Genomic DNA, 21,521 nt, shown 5'->3' on the forward strand with positions numbered 1-21,521 from the left:
CGTGCAGAAGGGCGCGATATTCTAATCCAGCGCGCCGGGCCGCGTCCTGCGGCGGCAATGGGCGGCGGTTCTCAGGCCAGGCCGCGGGCCTGTGCGAGGCGGTGGAGGCCGGTTGCGGCCAGATCCTCGCGATGCCGGCGCACCTGCATCCCCATCGCTTCCAGCGCCCGTGCATAGCGCTCCAGCAACGCGTCGCTGCCGAGCAGGTGGACCGTGCCGGTGGCGTCCGCCGGCAGCGCCGCGCGCAGTTCGTGGCCGACCAGCAGGCCGGACAGGTACGACGGCAAGGCATCGCCGTCGAAGCGTCCGAACAGCGCGGCGGTGCGCACCCCGAACAGGTCGTGCAGCAGGCCGGACTGGCCCGGATCGGCGGCGCCGGCGTCGAACGCGGCCGGATCCAGCGCCGGTTCGGCCTCGGGCATGCTGCGGGCGAGGATGCTGTGCCGGCGCAGCAGGCCGTAGACCTCGCCGGTCATGGCGGTGGCGATGCGCACGATCCGGCCGTCGCGCACCCGCACCCACTTGCTGTGGGTGCCGGGCAGGCAGATCCGGTGCTCGCCGGGGCCGAGCAGGTCGAACAGGGCGGCGACCTGGGTCTCCTCGCCGCGCATGACGTCGGCTGCGGCCTGCTGGCGGTCGGCCATGCCGGCCGCGCACCACAACGCGCGCCCGCGCAGCGCCGGCGCGTCGACCCGGTCGTCGTCGAGGCGGAGCATGCCGGCGGCCAGCGCGTCCAGGCCGGCCGGGCAATCCACGTACGGCACCTCGATCCAGCCGCCGCGGCCGCCGACCATGCCGCCGAGCACGACCAGTCGGTCGTCCCAGCCGTCCAGCAGGGCGGCCAGCACCTGGCCGAAGCGGCCGGCACTGGCCAGGGCGCCGTCGCTGCCGCGGCGCTGGTCGAGGATGGCGCCGCCTGCGTCCAGGCGGTAGGCGCGCAGGCTGCTGGTGCCCCAGTCGACCGCGATCACGGCAAGGCCACCCGGCTTTCGGCCAGGCCGCGGCAGCCGGGCACCGGCAGCGCGTACAGGCCGCCGGATTCCGGCGCCGCCGCGCGCGCGGCCGGGTCCAGGCCCTGCGGCGAGGTGATCACGTAGAGCGTGTCCAGCGCGGGCCCGCCGAGGGCGCAGCACGACGGCTGCGGCACCGGCAGGGGCACGATCCGGTCGACCGTGCCGTCGGGACGGTAGCGCACCACCCGCGCCGCGCCCCACTGCGCATTCCAGAGATAGCCGTCGGCGTCGATGCAGGAACCGTCGGGCGAGGCATTGGCGTCGTCCTCGATCCGGGCGAAGCAGCGCACCGCGCGCACCTGGGCGTTGGCCGGGTCGTAGTCGCCGCACAGGATCCGGGCGTCGAGCGAATCGCACCAGTACATCGTCAGCCCGTCGGGCGAGAAGCAGATCGAATTGGGGATGGCCACGCCCGGCAACGGCAGCCGGCGCAGGCCGTGCGCGGCCGAATACTGGTAGAACGCGCCGGTCGGCGCGCGCTCCGGATGTTCGTTCATGGTGCCGAACACGAAGTTGCCGTGGCGGTCGGCGCGGCCGTCGTTGACCTTGGTGTGCGCCTGCTCCAGCTCCACCGCCTCCAGGTGCCACAGCGGCAGCTCCTGGCCGGCGCCGTCCAGGTCGGCGCGGTACAGGCCCTTGGCCAGCGCCAGCAGCAGGCTGCCGTCCTCGCCCAGGCCGATGCAGCCGGCGCGTTCGGGCAGGGCCCAGGAACGGGTGTGGCCGTCGCCGGGGCGGTGCAGCCAGAGGCGGGCGCCGTCGATGTCCACCCACAGCACCTGCTGCCGGTCCTGGTCCCAGACCACGCCCTCGCCGTGCGCGCAGCGCGCGTCCACGGCCAGCCGCAAGACTTCATCCGGTCCCGGCGCCGGCATGTTCACCTCACCACTCCGCCACGCTGCCGTCGGCATGGCGCCACAGCGGGTTGCGCCAGTCCGGCGGATTGCGGTGGGCGTGCCGCAGGCGATCCTCGTCGATCTCCACGCCCAGGCCGGGGCCGGGCAGGGCGCAGATGTGGCCGCCGGCGTCGCAGGCGAAGTCGTCCCTGTTGAGCACGTAGTCGAGCAGGTCGGTACCCTGGTTGTAGTGGATGCCGATGCTCTGCTCCTGGAGCACGGCATTGTGCGAGACGAAGTCCACGTGCAGGCAGGCGGCCAGGGCCACCGGCCCGAGCGGGCAGTGCGGAGCCAGGGCGACATCGTACGCCTCGGCCATGGCGGCGATCTTCAGGCATTCGCTGATGCCGCCGGCGTGCGACAGGTCCGGCTGCAGGATCGCCAGGCCGCCGGCCTCCAGCACGCGCTTGAACTCGAAGCGCGAGAACATGCGCTCGCCGGCCGCCAGCGGGATCGGAGAAGCGGCGGCCAGGCGCGGGTAGTACTCGGCCTGTTCGGGCAGGACCGGCTCCTCCACGAACAGCGGCTTGAACGGCTCCAGTTCGCGCAGCAGCACCCGGGCCATCGGCGCGCCGACCCGGCCGTGGAAGTCGATGCCGAAGTCGACCGAATGGCCGAAGGCCTCGCGCACCGCGGCGACCTTCTCCAGCGCCGCGTCGACCGCGCGCGGGCTGTCGATCAGGCGCATCTCCTCGGTGCCGTTGAACTTGAAGGTGTCGAAGCCCAGCGCGCGGTAGCCGCGGATCTGTTCGACCAGCTCGGCCGGGCGATCGCCGCCGACCCAGCGGTAGGTCTTCATCCGCTCGCGGACCAGGCCGCCGAGCAGCTGGTACACCGGCACGCCCAGGGTCTTGCCCTTGATGTCCCACAAGGCCTGGTCGATGCCGGCGATCGCGCTCATCAGGATCGGGCCGCCGCGGTAGAAGCCGCCGCGGTACAGGGTCTGCCAGAGGTCGTTGATCCGCGCGGGGTCCTTGCCGACCAGGTATTCGCCCAGTTCGTGGACCGCGGCCTCGACCGTGCGCGAGCGGCCCTCGATGACCGGCTCGCCCCAGCCGGCGATGCCCTCGTCGGTCTCGACCTTGAGGAACAGCCAGCGCGGTGCGGCGTGGTAGGTGGTGAGCTTGGTGATCTTCATGCGCGGGCGTCCGCAAGGGCCAGGCGGAAGGCCCGCGCATGGGCGCGGGTGGTCTCCGGGGACTGGCCGGGTCGATAGAGTTCGCCGCCGATGCCGGCGCCGTCGGCGCCGCTGGCGAGCCAGGAGGAAAGCGATTCGGGGGTGACGCCGCCGACCACGTACAGCGGCGTGCCCTTGGGCAGCACCGCGCGCAGGGCACGGACATGGCCGGGGCCATAGGTCGCGGCGGGGAACAGCTTGAGCATCTGCGCGCCGGCGTCGAGCGCGGCGAAGGCCTCGCTGGCGGTGGCGAAGCCGGCCACGACCTGCAGCCCGGCGTCGACCGCGTGCCGGATCAGCGTCGGGTTGGTGTTGGGAGTGACGATGAAGCGTGCGCCCACGCCGTGGAGGACATCGACCTGCTCCGGCTGCAGCACGGTGCCGCCTCCGATCCAGGCGGCGTCGCCATGCGCCTGGACCGCGCGGGCGATGCCCTCGCGCCAGTCCGGTGAGTTGAGCGGAATCTCGATCGCGTCGTAGCCCTCGGCCACCAGCTCGCCGACGTGGGCGACCGATTCGTCCGGGGTGATGCCGCGCAGGATCGCGACCAGCGGCAGGCGGAAGGGAGTGGTGTCAGTCATGGTAGATCTGCGAGCGGCCGCCATCGACGAGGATGTCGGTGGCGTTGATGAAACGGGCTTCGTCGCTGGCCAGGAACAGCGCGGTGTGGGCGACCTCGTCGGGATCGCCGATCCGGCGTGGCGGCAGCAGCGCGGTCTGCGCCTCGCGCGCGCCAGGCTCGCGTTCGAACCAGGCCTCGATCCGCGGCACCAGGATCAGTCCAGGAGAGATGGAATTGACCCTGATGCCGCGGGCCGCGTACTCGATCCCGAGCGCACGGGTCAGGCCGATCAGGCCGTGCTTGGCGACGTTGTAGGGAAAGCAGCCGGGGATGATGCGCTGGCCGTGGACCGAGGCGATGTTGACGATCGCGCCGGCGCCTTGTCCGAGCATCGCCGGCAGCACCGCCTGGGCCAGGTGCCAGGCGCCCTTGAGGTTGAGGTCGAGGTTGCGTTGCCAGGCCTCGCCGGACAGTTCCAATGGATCGGAGAACACGTCGGCGCCGGCGTTGTTGACCAGGACGTCGATCCGGCCGTGGCGGGCGAGGGCGGTGGCCACCGCCGCGCGCACGGCGTCGCCGTCGGGGATGTCCACCTGCCGGTGTTCGACGCCCGCGGCCAGCGCGGCCGGATCGCCGGCCGCGGCGACGTCCAGGCCGACCACGCGCGCGCCCTGGCGGGCGAACAGGCGTGCGGTGGCCGCGCCGATGCCGCTGGCGGCGCCGGTGACGAGGGCGGTCTTGCCGGCCAGGCGCGCGCTCACGCGCGACCCTGGCGGCTGCTGGATCGGGTCACTGGGTCTCCTCCCCGTGGTCTTCTGCGCCTGCACCCGGCCCGCCTCGTGGGCAGGTCCTAGCGCGGGACATGCGGGGAAGCCTCGCGCGGGCGAGATATGTTTGGAAATGAAATTTACGATGTAATCTATTCCGCACTCGCATAGGGTGACGCCATGGACAGATCGATCTCGGGGGCCCACTGGTCCAATCCTTCCCGCCTCAAGACCCGGCACCTGGTGCTTTTGCTGCACCTGGACGAGCAGGGCTCGGTGCTGCGTGCGGCCGAGGCGGCGCGAATGACCCAGCCGGCCGCGTCCAAGCTGCTGGCGGAGATGGAGGCCCTGCTGGGCGTGCCGCTGTTCGATCGGCACGCGCGCGGGGTGCAGCCGACCTGGTACGGACAGGTGCTGATCCGGCGCGCACGCAGCGCCCTGCTGGAGATCGGCCGCGCCCAGGAGGAGATCGCGGCTCTGCGCGACGGCCGCATGGGCCAGGCCTCGATCGGCACCGTGGTCAATCCCGGCACCAACCTGGTCCCGCGCGCGGTGGCCGAGATCAAGAGCCGGCACCCGGACATCCTGGTACGGATCGAGATGGACTACAGCCGGCCGCTGGTCGCGCGCCTGCTGGACGGGCAGCTGGACCTGGTGGTCGGCCGGATCATGGATCCCGACGGCGGCCTGGACCTGGAGTTCGAGCCGCTGGCCGACGAGCCGCACTCGGTGGTGGTCCGCCATGGCCATCCGCTGGCCACGCAGAAGACCGTGCGCCATGCCGACCTGGCGGCGTACGGCTGGATCCTGCCACCGCCGGACAGCGTCCTGCGCGCGCGGCTGGAGACGATGTTCTTGGAACGCGGCATGCAGGGGCCGCGCAACGTGGTGGAGACCTCCTCGCTGCCGGTGACCACCAACCTGCTGCGGGTCAGCGACCTGCTGACCGCATTGCCGGTCGAGGCGGTGGCGCCGTACGTGCAGGCCAAGCAGCTGGCGGTGCTGCCGCTGGAACTGGGCGTGGGTATGGAGTCGTTCGGGATCATCCGCCGTCGCGGCCACCTGCTGTCGCCGGCGGCGCAGAAGATGCTGGAGGCCCTGCGGACGATGGCCCGGCAGCTGTATGCGCGGGGCGGCCCGCGCTAGTTCCTGTGTGTCATGTATATCGATACATGCATACATACTATTCATTCATTTCATTGGTAAAGGCGCTGTCCGGGCAATAGCTTCCCTTTGGGGAGCGCTGTCATGCACGCATTGGTTTCAAAGCATCTGATCCAGTTTATGCGGCATTGATAGCGATACCAGAGGCGGCGAGGGGCCGTCGATATAAATCCACAAGATCTTAATGTTCAGTGTCCTGGGGAGGGAGCTGTGATGTCCAACCGTATCCGCGCCGGCCGGCGTGGCGTCGTTTCGCGCCTGTCGAATCGTTTCAACCATTCCACCCTTGCGCTGGGCGTCGCCCTGGCGTTGTCCGCCGGGACGCTGCACGCGCAGGAGGCTGCAACTGGGGCTGCCGGGGAAAGGCAGGCCGAGGCCCTCGATCTCGAGACCGTGCAGGTCACTGGCCTGCGTGGCAGCTTGATGCGCGCCCAGGACCTGAAACAGGACGCCGAGCAGATCATCGACTCTGTCACCGCCCAAGACATTGGTGCGATGCCCGACCGCAGCGTCACCGAGACCCTCAAGCGCGTGTCCGGTGTGACCGTCACCGGCTTCGCCGCGCGCGACGATACCGACCATTTCTCGGCCGAAGGCAGCGGCGTGATGATCCGCGGCCTGACCTTCGTGCGCGGCGAGCTCAACGGTCGCGACGTGTTCAGCGCCAACGGCGGCCGTGGCCTGAGCTTCGAGGAAGTGCCCTCCGAGCTGATGGCCGGCGTGGACGTGTACAAGAACCCCTCGGCCGAGATCATCGAGGGCGGCCTGGGCGGCACGGTCAACCTGCGCACCCGCAAGCCGTTCGACGAGCCGGGCCGCAAGATCGCCGGCAGCCTGGACTACAACTACGGCGACAAGGCCAAGGACGCCCGTCCGTCGGCCTCGTTCCTGTTCTCCGACCGCTGGCAGACCGGCGTGGGCGAGATGGGCTTCTTGGCCAACATCTCCTATTCGGAGCTGGCCACCCAGTCCGACGGCATCCAGATCCAGCCGTACTCGCGTCGCGGCCGCACCCCGGCCGAGCAGCCCGAAGGCCTGCCCAACGGCGAGGGCTGGGTGTACGACTGGGAGCAGGAGGCATGGGTGTCCTCGGACAGCCAGCGCGACCTGCTGCTGGACGGCACCGACTTCGACCACGTGTTCGTGCCTGGCGGCGTGAACTGGCGCCGCACCGATTTCGAGCGCAAGCGCCAAGGCGGTGCCTTCGCGTTCCAGTGGCGTCCGAACGAGGACACCGAGATCGTCACCCAGGTCATCACCTCCAAGTACGACATGACCTGGCGCGAGCATTTCATGGAGTACACCGGCGCCGGTGAGGCCAACAACACCGACAACTGGACCGGCGACCCGGACTACTACGGCAACGCCTACGACGGTGGCGACGGCCTGGCCGACCGCACCAACAAGATCATCCCGATGCCGGGCACGCAGTTCATGTACGACTCGCGTGGCCGCTTCCTGAAGGGCGCGATCCGCCTGGGCGGCTGGCGCGGGCAGCCGGGCGACGCGACCCCGTCGATGTACCAGGGCCCGGGCATCCAGTTCGCGGTGGGCAACCGCTACAACGTCCAGACCTCGCAGACCACCGACTTCTCGACCAGCTTCCGCACCTACATGACCGACAAGCTGGTCATGCGCGGCGACCTGCAGTACGTCAAGGCCGAGAGCGACCAGGTGGACTTCTCGGTCCACACCTCGACCCTGCTGGAAGGCATCAACCTCGACCTCACCGGCAAGTACCCCTCGGTGACCCTGGACGACCCCTCCGCGGCGCTGCAGCAGGAGAACTACTTCTGGCGTTCGGCCATGGACCACCTGGCCGACAACGAAGGCCGTGAGCGTGCCGCGCGCCTGGACTTCGAGTACAGCTTCGACAGCGACTGGTGGCGCATGGCCCGCTTCGGCGTCCGCCTGGCCGACCGCAGCTACACGAGCTTCTACACGACCTACAACTGGGGCGTGATCAGCGACGACTGGAACAAGATCGAGAACCCGGATCCGACCCGTCCGCCGGTGGCGTGGGTCGACCAGTACTACGGCAACCAGTCCCAGCTGTACACGCTGAAGGATTTCTTCCGTGGCAAGGCAAACGTCCCGACCCAGTTCTGGGCGGCGCAGGATGGGTTCGTCGACATCCGCAAGGTCAACGAGTCCCTGGCGACCATCCCCGGCGCGCAGTGGGAGCCGATCACCTACTCACCGGATGCGGTCAACAGCCAGGAAGAGCGGACCCAGGCGGCCTACGGCATCCTGTACTTCGAGAACCAGGACCGCTTCGGTGCGCCGGTGGACGGCAACATTGGCGTTCGGGTGGTCAAGACCAGCGTCAAGAGCCAGGGCGGCGGCCTGATGCCCGACATGACCACGGCCTACCTGGAGACCGTCGACCCGGCGGTGCGCGAGGCGTTCTACGGCCAGTCGTTCGAGAGCCAGTCCAATAGCTCCTACACCGACGTGCTGCCCAGCCTGAACGTCCGCGTGCGCTTCGACCATGGCCTGCAGTGGCGTTTCGCGGCCTCCAAGGCGATCGCCCGTCCCGAGTTCCGCCTGATGCAGAACTGGATCACGCTCAGCGCCAACGCGGCCGGCTGCTCGCAGGCGATCACCGACGGCCTGCGCGACGAGACCGACCTGTGCAGCTTCGATGACCTGAGCTACAGCGGCAGCGGCGGCAACCCCGAGCTGAAGCCGATGCGCGCCAACCAGTTCGACACCGCGCTGGAGTGGTACTTCGGTCCGGCCAACAGCGCCTACATCACCCTGTTCACCAAGGACGTGAAGGACTACTTCGCGACCTCGATCGGCAGCGAGGTGATCGACGGGCGCAACTACGTCATGAGCCGCACCCGCAACCTCGACGAGGGCAAGATCCGCGGCTTCGAAGTCGGCTACTCGCAGTTCTTCGACTTCCTGCCGGGCTTCGGCATCCAGGCCAACTACACCTTCGTCGACAGCAAGGGCGGCAGCAACGCCGACGTCAGCCCGCCGGACGGCACCCCGGCCGAAGTCCCGGTCGACCTGCCGCTGGAAGGCCTGTCCCGTCGCAGCTACAACGTGATGGGCATCTTCGAGCGTGGCCCGATCTCGCTGCGCCTGGCCTACAACTGGCGTTCGCAGTACCTGCTGACCTCCAGCGACGTCATGCCGGCGATGCGCCAGCCGGTGTGGAACGACGACTACGGCCAGCTGGACGGGTCGATCTTCTACAACATCAACTCGAACATCCAGGTGGGTCTGCAGGCCAACAACCTGACCAACAGCGTGACCAAGCTGCTGATGGGCCCGCGTGGCTACCGCCGCGACGGCTTCATCGACGACACGCTGTACAACCGCGCCTGGTTCGAGAACGACCGCCGCTACTCGCTGGTGCTGCGCGCCAGCTGGTAAGGCGACCGGCACCATGGCAACCCGCGCGGGCAACCGCGCGGGTTTTCTTTTGGGTGGAAATATTCCTTTCCGGAATACAAGGGGTCTAGATAACGGCATTTGTTGTGCGGTCGCGCGAATTCGGGATAACGTTAACTCGGCCGCCGGGACAGCCCCGGTCCGGCCAGCAAGAACGACAACAGATCAAGACTTCAGTGTCTCTGGGAGGGGAACTGCGATGTCCAAGAGCCAGGTCCGCGCCGCTGGGCGCGGCGTCAAGCCGTATCCGTCCAACCGCATCCACCGCTCTACCCTGGCGCTCGGGGTGGCGCTGGCGCTGTCCGCCGGCGGCCTGCAGGCGCAGGAGGCCGGCACCGGTGCCGCCGATGCCGGCGCCGTCGAACTGGAGACCGTGACCGTCAAGGGCGTGCGCGGCAGCGTGATGCGCGCCCAGGAGATCAAGCAGGAGGCTGCGCAGATCGTCGATTCGGTCACCGCCGAGGACATCGGCGCCTTGCCGGACCGCTCGGTCACCGAGACCCTTAAGCGCGTCTCCGGCGTGACCGTCACCGGCTTCCTGGCGCGCGACGATACCGACCACTTCTCGGCCGAGGGCAGCGGGGTGATGATCCGCGGCCTGACCTTCGTGCGCGGCGAGCTCAACGGCCGCGACGTGTTCAGCGCCAACGGCGGCCGCGGCCTGAGCTTCGAGGAGGTGCCTTCCGAGCTCATGGCCGGCGTGGACGTGTACAAGAATCCTTCGGCCGAGATCATCGAGGGCGGCCTGGGCGGCACGGTCAACCTGCGCACGCGCATGCCGTTCGACCAGCCGGGACGCAAGATCGCCGGCAGCGTCGACTACAACTACGGCGACCACGCCAAGAAGGGCAAGCCGTCGGCCTCGTTCCTGTTCTCCGACCGCTGGCAGACCGGGATCGGCGAGGTCGGCTTCCTCGCCAACGTCTCCTACTCGGAGATGTCGACTTTGTCGGACGGCATCCAGATCGAGCCGTTCCACCGCCGTGGCGTGCTGCCAGAGAACGGCGGCGACTGGGCGATGATGCCCGACGGCAGCTGGGTCTCCCCGGAGGACCTGCGCGACCAGTTGGTCGGCGACAGCGGCCACGACGCGGTGTTCGTGCCGGGCGGCGCCAACTGGCGCCAGACCGCATTCGACCGCAAGCGCCAGGGCATCGCCCTGGCCGCGCAGTGGCGGCCGAACGACGACACCGAGCTGTACGCGCAGTTCCTGACCTCCAAGTACCGGATGGCCTGGCGCGAGCACTCGATGGTGTTCGGCGGCGCCAGCGATGCCGAGAACGCCGACGGCAAGACCACCGACGTGCTGCCGATGCCCGGCACCGATTTCGTCTACGACGAGAACGGCCGCTTCGTGAGCGGCACCCTGCGCTCGGGCGAGTACCCGTGGCACCAGATGTACAACGGCTTCGGCATCCAGTTCAGCACCGGCCACCGTTACAACACCCAGGACAACCAGACCACCGACCTCTCGGCCGGCTTCCGCCACTACCTCACCGACAACCTGGTGATGCGCGGCGACTTCCAGTACGTCAAGTCGGACAACCAGGCCATGGACTTCACCGTCTACGCCTCGACCCTGCTGGAAGGCGTGAACCTGGACCTCAGCGGCAAGTACCCGACGGTGACCACCAACAACGACGAGGCGCTGCTGGACCCGAGCACCTATTTCTGGCGCGCGGCGATGGACCACATCGCCGACAACCGCGGCAACGAGCGCGCCGGCCGGATCGACCTCGAGTACACCTTCGACGACAGCGACTGGCTGCGTTTCTTCCGCTTCGGCGTGCGCCTGGCCGACCGCAGCTACACCAGCTACTCCACCAAGTGGAACTGGAAGGCGATCAGCGAGTCGTGGCATGCGGTGGACAACCCGGACCGCGGCAACGTCGCCTGGCTGGACCAGTACTACGCCGGCGACACCGAGCTGTACGACATGGGCAACTTCTTCGGCGGCAAGGTCAGCGTGCCGACCAACCTGTGGTTCCCGGCGGCGAGCATGGTCAACATCGCCTACGCCAACAGCACCATCGGCCCGCTGTCCAACGAGGTCTCGCCGGGCAGCGGCTGGTCGCCGCTGACCTACGCCCCGGAGAACATCAACATCCAGGACGAGCGCACCCAGGCCGCCTACGGCGTGTTGTACTTCGAGAACCAGGACGCGCTGGGCGTGCCGGTGGACGGCAATCTCGGCGTGCGCGTGGTCAAGACCTCGGTCAAGACCACCGGCGGCGGCCAGATGCCCGACCTGTCCGGCTGGGGCGACCAGGTCACCGACGCGGTCAAGGAGAAGTTTGCTGGCCAGTTCTTCAGCACCGACACCAGCAGCTCCTATACCGACGTGTTGCCGAGCCTGAACGTGCGCTTCCGCTTCGGCGAGGGCCTGCAGTGGCGCCTGGCCGCGTCCAAGGCGATCTCCCGCCCCGAGTTCCGCCTGATGCAGGCCTGGCTGCCGCTGAGCGTTTCGGTCTCCACCGCGTGCAGCAACGCCATCGAAACCGGCGCCCGCACCGAGCCGTGCGGATTCGAGGACCTGACCTCCTTCGAGGGCTCCGCCGGCAACCCGGCGCTCAAGCCGATGCGCGCCAACCAGTACGACACGGCGCTGGAGTGGTACTTCGGCCCGACCAACATGGTCTACGCGACCCTGTTCTACAAGGATGTGAAGGACTACTTCGCCACCACGGTCGGCTACGAGACCTGGAACGGCGACCAGTACGCGATCACCCGCACCAACAACCTGGACGAAGGCAAGATCCGCGGCTACGAGCTGGGCTACTCGCAGTTCTTCGACTTCCTGCCGGGCTGGCTGAGCGGTTTCGGCGTGCAGGCCAACTTCACCTACGTGGACAGCTCGGGCGGCGCCAACGCGGTGGTCGACCCGTACGACCTGGAGCACCGCGCGGTGTCGGTGGACCTGCCGCTGGAGGGCCTGTCCAAGCGTTCCTACAACGTGGTCGGGATCTACGAGAAGAACAAGCTGTCGTTCCGCCTGGCCTACAACTGGCGATCGCGCTACCTGCTGACGTCCAGCGACGTGATCACCCAGCTGCCGACCTGGAACGAGGACTTCGGCCAGCTGGACGGCTCGTTCTTCTACAACCTCAACAGCAACATCCAGATCGGCCTGCAGGTGAACAACATCACCAACTCGGTGACCCACCTGACCACCGGCCCGCGGCTGTATCCGACGGACGGCTACCTGGACACGACCACCTACGACCGCGCCTGGTTCATGAACGACCGGCGCTACTCGGCGGTGCTGCGCGCCAGCTGGTAAGCGGCGGAAGCCGGCCAAATAAGGCCCGCACGGGAAACCATGCGGGCTTTTCCTTTTTGCGGCGCAGCATTCCAGGGCGAAATACGTGGTGCGGAATAATTCATTGGTCGGGTATGTGACCGCTATCTATGATCCGCCCCATGGTCCGACAGCGCTGTCTTGGCGCGCGGGCCGGATCCGGTCGCATCTTCCGGCCGACTACAACCAGATCGGACGGGCAACCCGTCCTCGCTTGCACCGCATGTGTCCTGGGAGGGAACGCAATGTCCAAGCACCACTATCGCAGCCCGGCGAACCGAATCTCCGCGCCCGCCGCCAATGCCCGTCATCGCCGCAGCCTGCTCGCCCTGAGCGTGGCGATGCTGCTGGCCGCACCCAGCGCCCTTGCACAACAGGCCGATACCGAAGGCGAAGTGACCGAGCTGGACCAGGTCCAGGTCACCGGCATCCGCGGCTCGGTCTACAGGGCGCAGGACATCAAGCGCGATGCCGACACATTCGTCGACTCGGTGACAGCGCTCGACATCGGCGCATTGCCCGACCGCAGCGTCACCGAAACGCTGTCGCGCATCCCCGGCGTGACCATTGACCGCTTCCTGTCGGTGGGCGACCCGGAGCACTTCTCGGCCGAAGGCAACGGCGTGGCCGTGCGCGGCCTCACCCAGGTGCGCTCGGAGCTCAACGGCCGCGACAGCTTCTCCGCCTCCGGCGGCCGCAGCCTCAGCTTCGGCGACGTGCCGTCCGAGCTGATGGCGGGCGTGGACGTGTACAAGAACCAGAAGGCCGACATGATCGAAGGCGGCCTTGGCGGCACGGTCGATCTGCGCACCTTCATGCCATTCGATTTCGAGGGCAGGAAGATCGGCGCCTCCTTCAGCGTCAACCGCGGCGACTTCGCCGAGCAGGTCAAGCCTTCCGCGTCGCTGCTCTTCAGCAACCGGTGGGATACCGACGCCGGCGACTTCGGCATCCTCGTCGACCTGGCCCACTCCGAACTGGCTACGCGTACCGACGGCATGTTCGTGCGGCCGTTCTTCAACAACGCCAACAGCGACCTCAACGGCGACGGCACCAACGAAGCGTTGTGGCTGCCGCGCGGCGCCGACTGGCGCACGCTGGACTACGAGCGCGAACGCCAGGGCGCCTACGTGGCGATGCAATGGCGCCCGAACGACCGCGTCGAGGTGTTCGCGACCGGCTTCCAGAGCACCTATGACGAGCTGTGGTACGAGGATGCGATCTTCCTCGACAACGATCCGCTGCAGGTGCGCCTGGATGCCAGCCAGCCGTACCAGCTGGATGGCGACGTGTTCGTCTCCGGCCGCCTGGCCTCGGGCGGCAACATCCCCATGGGTGCCGACATCCGCGCCTCGCACCGTGACTCCAAGACCCAGGACTTCTCCGCGGGTCTGAAGTGGCTGGTCGGTGACAACACCGAGCTGTCCACCGAGGTGCAGTACATCAAGGCCACCACCAAGGCGCTGGATTCCACCGTCACCCTTGGCCTGAACGTGCCCTACATCGACGTCGACCTCAGCGGTGGGCGTCCGGTGATCGGTGTCGATGAGTCGTTCACCGCGAACATCGACAACTACTACTGGGCGTTCACCATGGACCACCAGGACGACAACGAGGCCGAGGAGATCGCCTGGCGTGCCGACCTCAAGCACAGCTTCGACAGTGGCTTCGTCGAGTCGCTGAAGTTCGGCGTGCGGATGACCGACCGCGATGCGCACAGCATCGACACCGGCTACGACTGGCAGCCGGTCATCCAGCCGTGGATGCAGTGGTGGGCCCTCCCGGGCGACCAGCCGCTGCCAGGCGTCAACCTCAACGGCCAGGTCAACTCCAGCCTGACCAACCTGACCACCTTCGAGAACTTCTACCGGGGCGATGCCAAGACCCCGGGTGCGATCTACGCGCCGATCCTGTCCACCGCGCTGGGCTTCCCGGTCAGCTACCAGGACATCCACAGCGCCGCCGATCCGTACTACCTGTGCTGCTACGCAGGGGTCTACGCGCCGCGCGACACCAGCGACGAGCAGTGGTCGAACATCCAGAAGGAGAAGACCTACGCTGCCTACGCGATGCTCAACTTCGCCGTCGACAGCATGCGGATGGACGGCAACGTGGGCGTGCGCGTGGTGCGCACCGAGAACAGCGCCGATGGCTACCTGATCTTCCCGAACGTGGCCTACGCTCCCTACCTGGGTGCGGGCGAGTCCACCCCGGTCACGGCCGAGAACTCGTACACCGACGTGCTGCCCAGCGCCAACCTGAAGTGGGAGCTGGCCGACAACCTGGTGATGCGCTTCGCCGCGTCCAAGGCCATCGCCCGGCCCAACTTCAGCGACATGCAGGCCTACCAGCAGCTCAATGCCGGGACCAAGCCGGGCATCGACCCGCCGGACGACGGCAGCAGCCTGTCGGTGGACAACCTTGACCTGACCGGCAGCTCCTACGACAACCCGTACCTGGAGCCGATGAAGGCCAACCAGTTCGACCTGTCGCTGGAGTGGTACTTCGCCCCGGACCGCGGCGGCATGGCCTGGATCAACGTCTTCCACAAGGACGTCAAGGACTACTTCCGCCGGCAGACCGAGCTGGTTTCCTACCCGGGTGCCGACGGCAACAGCTATGACTACCTGATCACCCGCCCGGTGAACGTGGGCACCGCCCGCATCCAGGGTGCCGAGATCGGCTGGAACCAGTTCTTCGACTTCCTGCCGGCGCCGTTCGACGGCCTGGGCATGTCGGCCAACTACACCTTCATCGACAGCAGCACCAAGGTGCCGGGCAACATCGATGTTTCGCCGGTGGATACGGACGGCTCGACCTTCGGCGACCTGCCGGCCGATGGCCTGTCCAAGAACGCCTACAACGTGGCCGCCTTCTACGAGAAAGGCCCGTGGCAGGTGCGCCTGGCCTACAACTGGCGCAGCGAGTACCTGCTTTCGGTCGGTCCCAACGGCTACAACGGCACCCACAACGACATCGCCTGGAAGCTTCCGGTATACAGCGACGAGTTCGGCCAGCTGGATGGTTCGATCTTCTACCGCTTCTCGGACAACGTGCAGTTCGGCCTGGAGATGAACAACCTCAACAATGCCGAGCAGCGCACGATCATGGACCAGAACGGAGCCGGGCGCCGGGTCACTTCCTGGTACGTGAACGACCGTCGTTACGCGGCCACCCTGCGCTTCACGTTCTGATGGCGATGGGCCGGGAGAGGGGGTACTCCCCCTCTCCCTCCGGCTGTCGGCGGGCGGTTCCTGTGACGGCGCGCGCGCCGTGGCCCGCGCCGGGTCCGCGTGGAAGCCATCCGGAGAGGGGCAGTGCATGCATCGAGTCATGATTTTGCTGGCCGCACTGGTGGCGGCCGCCGGCGACGCCACCGCAGCCACGCGCGCCGAACCCTACACATGGGCCAATGTCGCCATCGGTGGCGGCGGCTTCGTCACCGGCATCGAGTTCCATCCGGCCGAGCGCGGCCTGGCCTACGCGCGTACCGATGTCGGCGGCGCCTACCGCTGGGACGCGGTGGCGCGGCGCTGGATCCCGCTGACCGACTGGCTGGGCCACGACGACGCCAACCTGATGGGCATCGAGAGCCTGGCCCTGGATCCTTCGGACCCGCAAAGGCTGTACCTGGCCGCGGGCACCTATACCCACGAGCGCGCCGGCAACGGCGCGATCCTGCGCTCGGCCGACCGCGGCGCGAGCTTCGAGCGTACCGACCTGCCGTTCAAGCTCGGCGGCAACGAACTGGCGCGCGGCAACGGCGAGCGCCTGGCGGTGGATCCGAACGACGGCCGGGTGCTGTTCCTGGGCTCGCGTGCGCACGGCCTGTGGCGCAGCGACGACCATGGCGCGCGCTGGAAGCGTGTGGATGCCTTCCCCGCGCTGGCTACCTCCGAATCGGCCAGCGCCAGCAACTGGCGCCGGCAGGCGATCGGGATCGTATTCGTGGCCTTCGACCCGGCCAGCGGCCAGGCCGGTGCGCCGACCCCAGTGGTCTATGCCGGCGTGTCCAGCCGCGAAGGCGGCCTGTTCCGCTCCGCCGACGCCGGCCGCAGCTGGCAGGCCGTGCCCGGCCAGCCCACCGGGCTGCGCCCGAACCACATGGTCCGCGACGGCCGCGGTGATTTCCTGCTCAGCTACGGCGACGAGCCGGGCCCGGACGCGATGGGCAACGGCGCGGTGTGGCGGTACTCGCCGGCCCGCGGCCGCTGGACCGAGATCACTCCGGCGCCGCAGTCCAGCGACCTGCAGGGCGACGGTTTCGGCTGGGGCGCGGTGGCGGTGGACGCGTCGAACCCTGACACGATCGTGGCCACCACGTTCAACCGCTGGGCGCCCGGCGACGAGGTCTACCGCAGCACCGACGGCGGCCGCAGCTGGACGCCTGTGTTCGCGCGCTCGGAGTTCGACCATTCGGCTTCGCCCTGGACCGCGCAGTCCAGGCCGCACTGGCTGGCCGACATCGAGATCGATCCGCACGATCCGGACCGGGTGCTGTTCGTCACCGGCTATGGGGTCTGGGCCTCGCGCGACATGCGCGCGCTGGACCGCGGCGGCACGGTGCACTGGGCGTTCGACGACGCCGGCCTGGACGAGACCGTGCCGCTGGACCTGATCAGCCCGCCGCAGGGCGCGCCGCTGGTCAGCGGGCTGGGCGACATCGACGGCTTCCGCCACGACGACCTGCGGAACACCACTGTGCAGTTCGCCGCGCCGCCGCGCTACAGCAACACCGAGAGCCTGGACTACGCCGGCCGGCAGCCGTCCTTGCTGGTGCGCAGCGGCCACCTGCACGGCGAGCGCGGCGACCTGGTGCGCGCCGCCTATTCGCGCGACGGCGGCAACACCTGGACCGCGTTCGCGCGCGAGCCGCAGGGCGAGGGCGCCGGCAAGGGCGCCGGGCGGATCGCGATCTCGGCCGACGGCTCGCGCGTGATCTGGCATACCCGCGAAGGCGCGCACTGGATCACCGACAACTTCGGCGGCCGCTGGCAGCAGGTGCGCGGGTTGCCGGCCAGCGCGGTGGTCGCCGCCGACCGGGTCGAGGCCGGGCTGTGGTACGGCTTCGATCCGGTCAGCGGCAGCCTGTACGTCAGCGGCAACGGCGGGGTCTCGTTCGAGGCCACCGCCGGTGGTGTCGGCGGGATCGGCGACTGGTTCCGCGGCGAACTCCTGCCGGCGCCGGACGAGGCCAGCGTGGTCTATTTCGCCGCCTCCTGGCGCGGCCTGATGCGCTGGAGCTCCAAAGGCCTGGAGCGGCTGCCCGGCGTGGCCAATGCCTATGCCGCCGGGCTCGGCGCGCCGAAGCCAGGGCACAGTTCGCCGAGCCTGTTCGTGTTCGGGGATGTCGGTGGCGAAACGGGCCTGTATCGTTCCGACGACGATGGCAGGCGCTGGGTCCGGATCGACGATCCGCGGCATCGTTTCGGCAGCGTGCGCATGCTCACCGGCGATGCGCGCGTCCATGGCCGCGTGTACCTGGCGACGGGCGGGCGCGGCGTGATCTACGGAGAACCGCAAGAGTGAAGAACCGCTTCCCGATCGCCCTGGCCACCGCCTTCGCCTGGCTGGCCTTCCCGCTGTCGGCGCTGGCCGCGGCCGGTCTCGAGCTGCCGCTGGTGTTCTCCGACGGCGCGGTGCTGCAGCGCGACCGGCCCTTGCCGGTCTGGGGCCGGGCGGCGCCGGGGACCGAGGTCGAGGTCGAGTTCGACGGCCGCCAGGCGCGGGCGCGGGCCGGCGACGACGGGCGCTGGTCCCTGCAGCTGCCGGCGCATGCCGCCGGCGGGCCGTACGAACTGGTGGTGCGCGCCGGCGGCGAGCGCAAGCGGATCGGCGACGTGCTGGTCGGCGAGGTCTGGCTGGCCTCGGGCCAGTCGAACATGGAGTGGCCGCTGGCGCAGACCCTGCACGGGGCCGAGGACGTGGCCGCCGCCGGCGACGCGCAGCTGCGCCATTTCAAGGTCCCCAAGTCCTGGGCCGAGGCGCCGCGCAGCCAGCTGGAAGGCGGGCAGTGGCAGGCCGCCGCGCCGGGCACCGCGGGCGAGTTCTCCGCGATCGGCTACCACTTCGCCCGGCAGTTGAGGCAGACCCTGCAGGTGCCGGTGGGCATCATCGACAGCACCTGGGGCGGCAGTTCGATCGAGGCCTGGATGAGCGCCTCGATGCTCGGCCTGGATGCGGCCGCGCTGGAGGCGAAGATGTCGGCGCGCCGGGCCGAGGACGCCAAGGTCGAAGCGCAGGTGCGCCAGCGCGTGGCGGCATGGCCGGCGGTGGATCCGGCCTCGGACGCCTTCGCCGCCGCGGTGCTGGACGACGGCGCCTGGGCCACGGTCAAGGTGCCCTCGCACTGGGAACCGCAGGGCTATGCCGGCATGGACGGCACCGCCTGGTACCGGACCACGTTCGAGTTGAGCGCGCGCGAGGCCGCGGCCGGGGTGACCCTGGGCCTGGGCCAGATCGACGATTCGGACACCACCTGGGTCAACGGCGTGCGGGTGGGCGGGGTGAACAACGGCTGGAACGTGCCACGCGTGTACACGGTGCAGCCCGGCGTCCTGCGCGCCGGCCTGAACACCCTGGCCGTGCGGGTGCAGGACGATGGCGGCGGCGGCGGCATCACCGGTTCGCTGGACCAGCTCTACCTGCAGCCGCAGGGCGGCCCCCGGCGTCCGCTGGCGGGCGAGTGGCGTTTCCGCACCGCGCAGGTGCGGGTGTCCTTGCAGGACGACAGGAACCAGATCGACACCCTGCTGTACAACGCCATGATCCACCCGCTGCAGCCGTACGCGCTGGCCGGGGCGATCTGGTACCAGGGCGAGGCCAACGCCAGCGACACCGGGGCCTATGTCTATCGCGGGCAGTTCAAGGACATGATCGAAGGCTGGCGCGCCGGCTTCCAGGCGCCGCGGCTGCCGTTCCTGTGGGTGCAGCTGGCGCCGTTCGGCGCCGGCGACCGGCTGGCCGCCGACGGCAGCGTGCTCGACAGTTCCTGGGCGACCCTGCGCGAGTCGCAGTCCGCGGCGCTGGCCTTGCCCGCCACCGGCCAGGCGGTGATCACCGACGTCGGCGACACCCACGACATCCATCCGCGCGACAAGCGCACCCCGGGCGACCGCCTGGCGCGGATCGCCCGGCACCTGGCCTACGGCGATGCCGCCATCGCCTGGACCGGACCGGTGTTCCGCGCTGCCGAGGTAAAGGGCGACAGCCTGGTGCTGCGCTTCGAGCACGCCGACGGCGCCCTGGCCGCGCGCGGCGGCGGCGCCTTGCGGGGCTTCGAACTGGCCGGCCGCGACGGTCGCTTCCATCCGGCGCAGGCGCGGATCGAGGGCGACAGCGTGGTCCTGCGCAGCGACGCGGTGAAGCGCCCGGCGATCGCCCGCTACGGCTGGAGCGACGATCCGCACGCGGCCAACCTGGTCGGCCGCGACGGCCTGCCGGCTTCGCCGTTCCGCACGGCCGAGTGGTGAAGAAGCAGGGAATGAAGGGAGCGACGGGAATGAGGGGAATGAAGGACGGGACGATGGCGCGCGGCGTATGGACCGGATGGCTGGTGTCGCTGGCCTTGCTGCTGGCCGCCTGTGGTGGTGGGGGCGGCGAGGCCGGGCAGGGTGACGCCGGTGCCGATGCGGCTTCCCCCTCTGCTGCCGCCACGGCCGAGGCGCCCCTGCCGAAGGTGGTCACCGAGCACGGCCGCCACGCCCTGCTGGTGGACGGCAAGCCGTTCCTGATCCTCGGCGCCCAGGTCAACAACTCCAGCAACTGGCCGCAGGCGCTGGACGATGTCTGGCCGGCGATCGAGGTGGTCAAGCCGAACACGGTGATGGTGCCGGTGGCCTGGGAGCAGGTCGAGGCCGAGGAGGGCAAGTTCGACTTCTCCTTCGTCGACACCCTGCTGGCGCAGGCGCGCGAGAAGGACGTGCGCCTGATCCTGCTGTGGTTCGCGACCTGGAAGAACAACGCCCCGCACTACGCGCCGAAGTGGGTGAAGCTGGACAACGCGCGATTCCCGCGCGTGGTCACTGCCGACGGGCGCACGATCAACTCGCTCTCGCCGCATGGGCAGGCGACCCTGGAGGCCGACCGCAAGGCCTTCGTGCAGTTGATGCGGCACCTGAAGCAGGCCGATCCGCAGCGCACCGTGATCATGGTCCAGCCGCAGAACGAACCGGGCACCTACGGCGCGGTGCGCGACTTCTCGCCGCTGGCGCAGAAGGCGTTCGACGGCCCCGTGCCGCAGGCCCTGCTGCAGAAGCTGGGCCGCCAGCCCGGCAGCTGGCGCGAGGTGTTCGGCGCCGATGCCGACGAGTTCTTCCACGCCTGGCACATCGCCCACTACATCGACCAGGTCGCGCAGGCGGGCAAGGCCGAGTACCCGCTGCCGATGTTCGTCAACGCCGCCTTGCGCGGGCCGTTCAACCCCGGCCAGCCGGGCCAGTACGCCAGCGGCGGTCCGACCGACAACGTGCTCGACATCTACAAGGCCGCCGCCCCGCACATCGACCTGCTGGCGCCGGACATCTACATGCCCGAGTACAGCCACTACACCACGGTGCTGGAGCGCTACTCGCGTCCGGACAACCCGCTGTTCGTGGCCGAGACCGGCAACCGCGAGGAGTACGCGCGCTATTTCTTCTCGGCCCTTGGGCAGCAGGCGATTGGCTGGTCGCCGTTCGGGATCGACTACTCGAAGTACTCCAACTACCCGCTGGGCGCCAAGGCGATGAACCCTGAGACGCTGGAGACCTTCGCCCTGAACTACCGCCTGGTCGCGCCGGCGGCGCCGGTGATCGCCCAGGCCAGCTTCGAGGGCAAGGTCCGCGGCACCGCCGAGCAGCCCGGCCAGGCGGTGCAGACGCTGAAGATCGACGAGCGCTGGAACATGGTGGTCACCTACGGTGTGCCGCAGTTCTGGTTCCAGGGCGAGCCGCCGGGCAATCCTGAGCCGATCGGCCGCGCGCTGGTGGTGCAGCTGGGGCCGGACGAGTTCCTGGTCACCGGCGCCCACGCGCGGATCAACATCACCGCCGCCGACCCGGCCCTGGCCGACCGCCAGATCTACGAGTACGTGGACGAGGGCACCTACGTCGACGGCGAATGGACGTTCCGCCGCCGCTGGAACGGCGACCAGACCGACTACGGCCTCAACTTCTCCAGCGCCACCCAGCTGCTGCGGGTGAAGATGGCCAGCTACTGATCCGACGTCGCACCACAGAACACAGCAAGGCGCCGCCGTGAGG

At 69.1% G+C, this 21,521-nt stretch carries 12 protein-coding genes; 7 read left to right on the forward strand and 5 right to left on the reverse strand.

Annotated elements, in window-relative coordinates; all coding sequences use genetic code 11:
* Positions 1-71: 71 nt before the first annotated feature.
* The 5 genes from CSC62_RS13765 to CSC62_RS13785 are packed head-to-tail and all read right to left on the reverse strand — an operon-like array spanning position 72 to position 4,406.
* Positions 72-971: a 2-dehydro-3-deoxygalactonokinase gene (locus CSC62_RS13765; protein WP_162407259.1), complete on the reverse strand. Its 900-nt coding sequence runs from the start codon at positions 969-971 to the stop codon at positions 72-74.
* Positions 968-1,885, reverse strand: coding sequence for an SMP-30/gluconolactonase/LRE family protein (locus tag CSC62_RS13770; RefSeq protein WP_162407296.1), 918 nt, complete (start codon positions 1,883-1,885; stop codon positions 968-970). Before CSC62_RS13770 ends, CSC62_RS13765 begins: the two co-directional genes overlap by 4 nt.
* A gap of 7 nt (positions 1,886-1,892) precedes the next feature.
* Positions 1,893-3,044 carry a galactonate dehydratase gene (gene dgoD / locus CSC62_RS13775; RefSeq protein WP_162407260.1) on the reverse strand — a complete coding sequence of 384 codons (1,152 nt, stop codon included), beginning with the start codon at positions 3,042-3,044 and terminating at the stop codon, positions 1,893-1,895.
* Entirely contained in the window at positions 3,041-3,664 is a 624-nt protein-coding gene (locus CSC62_RS13780; RefSeq protein ID WP_162407261.1) for a 2-dehydro-3-deoxy-6-phosphogalactonate aldolase, read from the reverse strand. The genes dgoD and CSC62_RS13780 overlap by 4 nt, the downstream gene beginning before the upstream one ends.
* Positions 3,657-4,406, reverse strand: a complete 750-nt coding sequence (locus tag CSC62_RS13785; RefSeq protein WP_162407262.1) for an SDR family oxidoreductase — start codon at positions 4,404-4,406, stop codon at positions 3,657-3,659. The genes CSC62_RS13780 and CSC62_RS13785 overlap by 8 nt, the downstream gene beginning before the upstream one ends.
* A gap of 186 nt (positions 4,407-4,592) precedes the next feature.
* Here CSC62_RS13785 and CSC62_RS13790 point away from each other — a divergent pair, with 186 nt between their 5' ends.
* From CSC62_RS13790 to CSC62_RS13820, 7 genes are all read left to right on the forward strand, one after another.
* Positions 4,593-5,558 (forward strand): LysR substrate-binding domain-containing protein, encoded by a 966-nt coding sequence (locus tag CSC62_RS13790; protein ID WP_162407263.1) that lies wholly within the window; start codon positions 4,593-4,595, stop codon positions 5,556-5,558.
* 231 nt (positions 5,559-5,789) lie between these two features.
* Complete coding sequence (locus CSC62_RS13795) at positions 5,790-8,963, forward strand: TonB-dependent receptor (protein ID WP_162407264.1); 3,174 nt, start codon at positions 5,790-5,792, stop codon at positions 8,961-8,963.
* Between the two features lie 217 nt (positions 8,964-9,180).
* Positions 9,181-12,261 carry a TonB-dependent receptor gene (locus CSC62_RS13800; RefSeq protein WP_162407265.1) on the forward strand — a complete coding sequence of 1,027 codons (3,081 nt, stop codon included), beginning with the start codon at positions 9,181-9,183 and terminating at the stop codon, positions 12,259-12,261.
* A 263-nt stretch (positions 12,262-12,524) separates the two neighbouring features.
* The gene (locus CSC62_RS13805; RefSeq protein WP_162407266.1) at positions 12,525-15,473 is read left to right on the forward strand and encodes a TonB-dependent receptor; all 2,949 of its coding nucleotides are present in this window, start codon (positions 12,525-12,527) and stop codon (positions 15,471-15,473) included.
* Between the two features lie 127 nt (positions 15,474-15,600).
* The gene (locus CSC62_RS13810) at positions 15,601-17,808 is read left to right on the forward strand and encodes a cellulase (protein ID WP_246194449.1); all 2,208 of its coding nucleotides are present in this window, start codon (positions 15,601-15,603) and stop codon (positions 17,806-17,808) included.
* 14 nt (positions 17,809-17,822) lie between these two features.
* The gene (locus CSC62_RS13815; protein WP_162407298.1) at positions 17,823-19,751 is read left to right on the forward strand and encodes a sialate O-acetylesterase; all 1,929 of its coding nucleotides are present in this window, start codon (positions 17,823-17,825) and stop codon (positions 19,749-19,751) included.
* 53 nt (positions 19,752-19,804) lie between these two features.
* Positions 19,805-21,478: a GH35 family beta-galactosidase gene (locus CSC62_RS13820; RefSeq protein ID WP_246194451.1), complete on the forward strand. Its 1,674-nt coding sequence runs from the start codon at positions 19,805-19,807 to the stop codon at positions 21,476-21,478.
* Positions 21,479-21,521: the final 43 nt, after the last annotated feature.

Origin of the sequence: Pseudoxanthomonas jiangsuensis (genome assembly GCF_010093185.1) — a bacterium.
GTDB classification, from domain to species: domain Bacteria; phylum Pseudomonadota; class Gammaproteobacteria; order Xanthomonadales; family Xanthomonadaceae; genus Pseudoxanthomonas; species Pseudoxanthomonas jiangsuensis.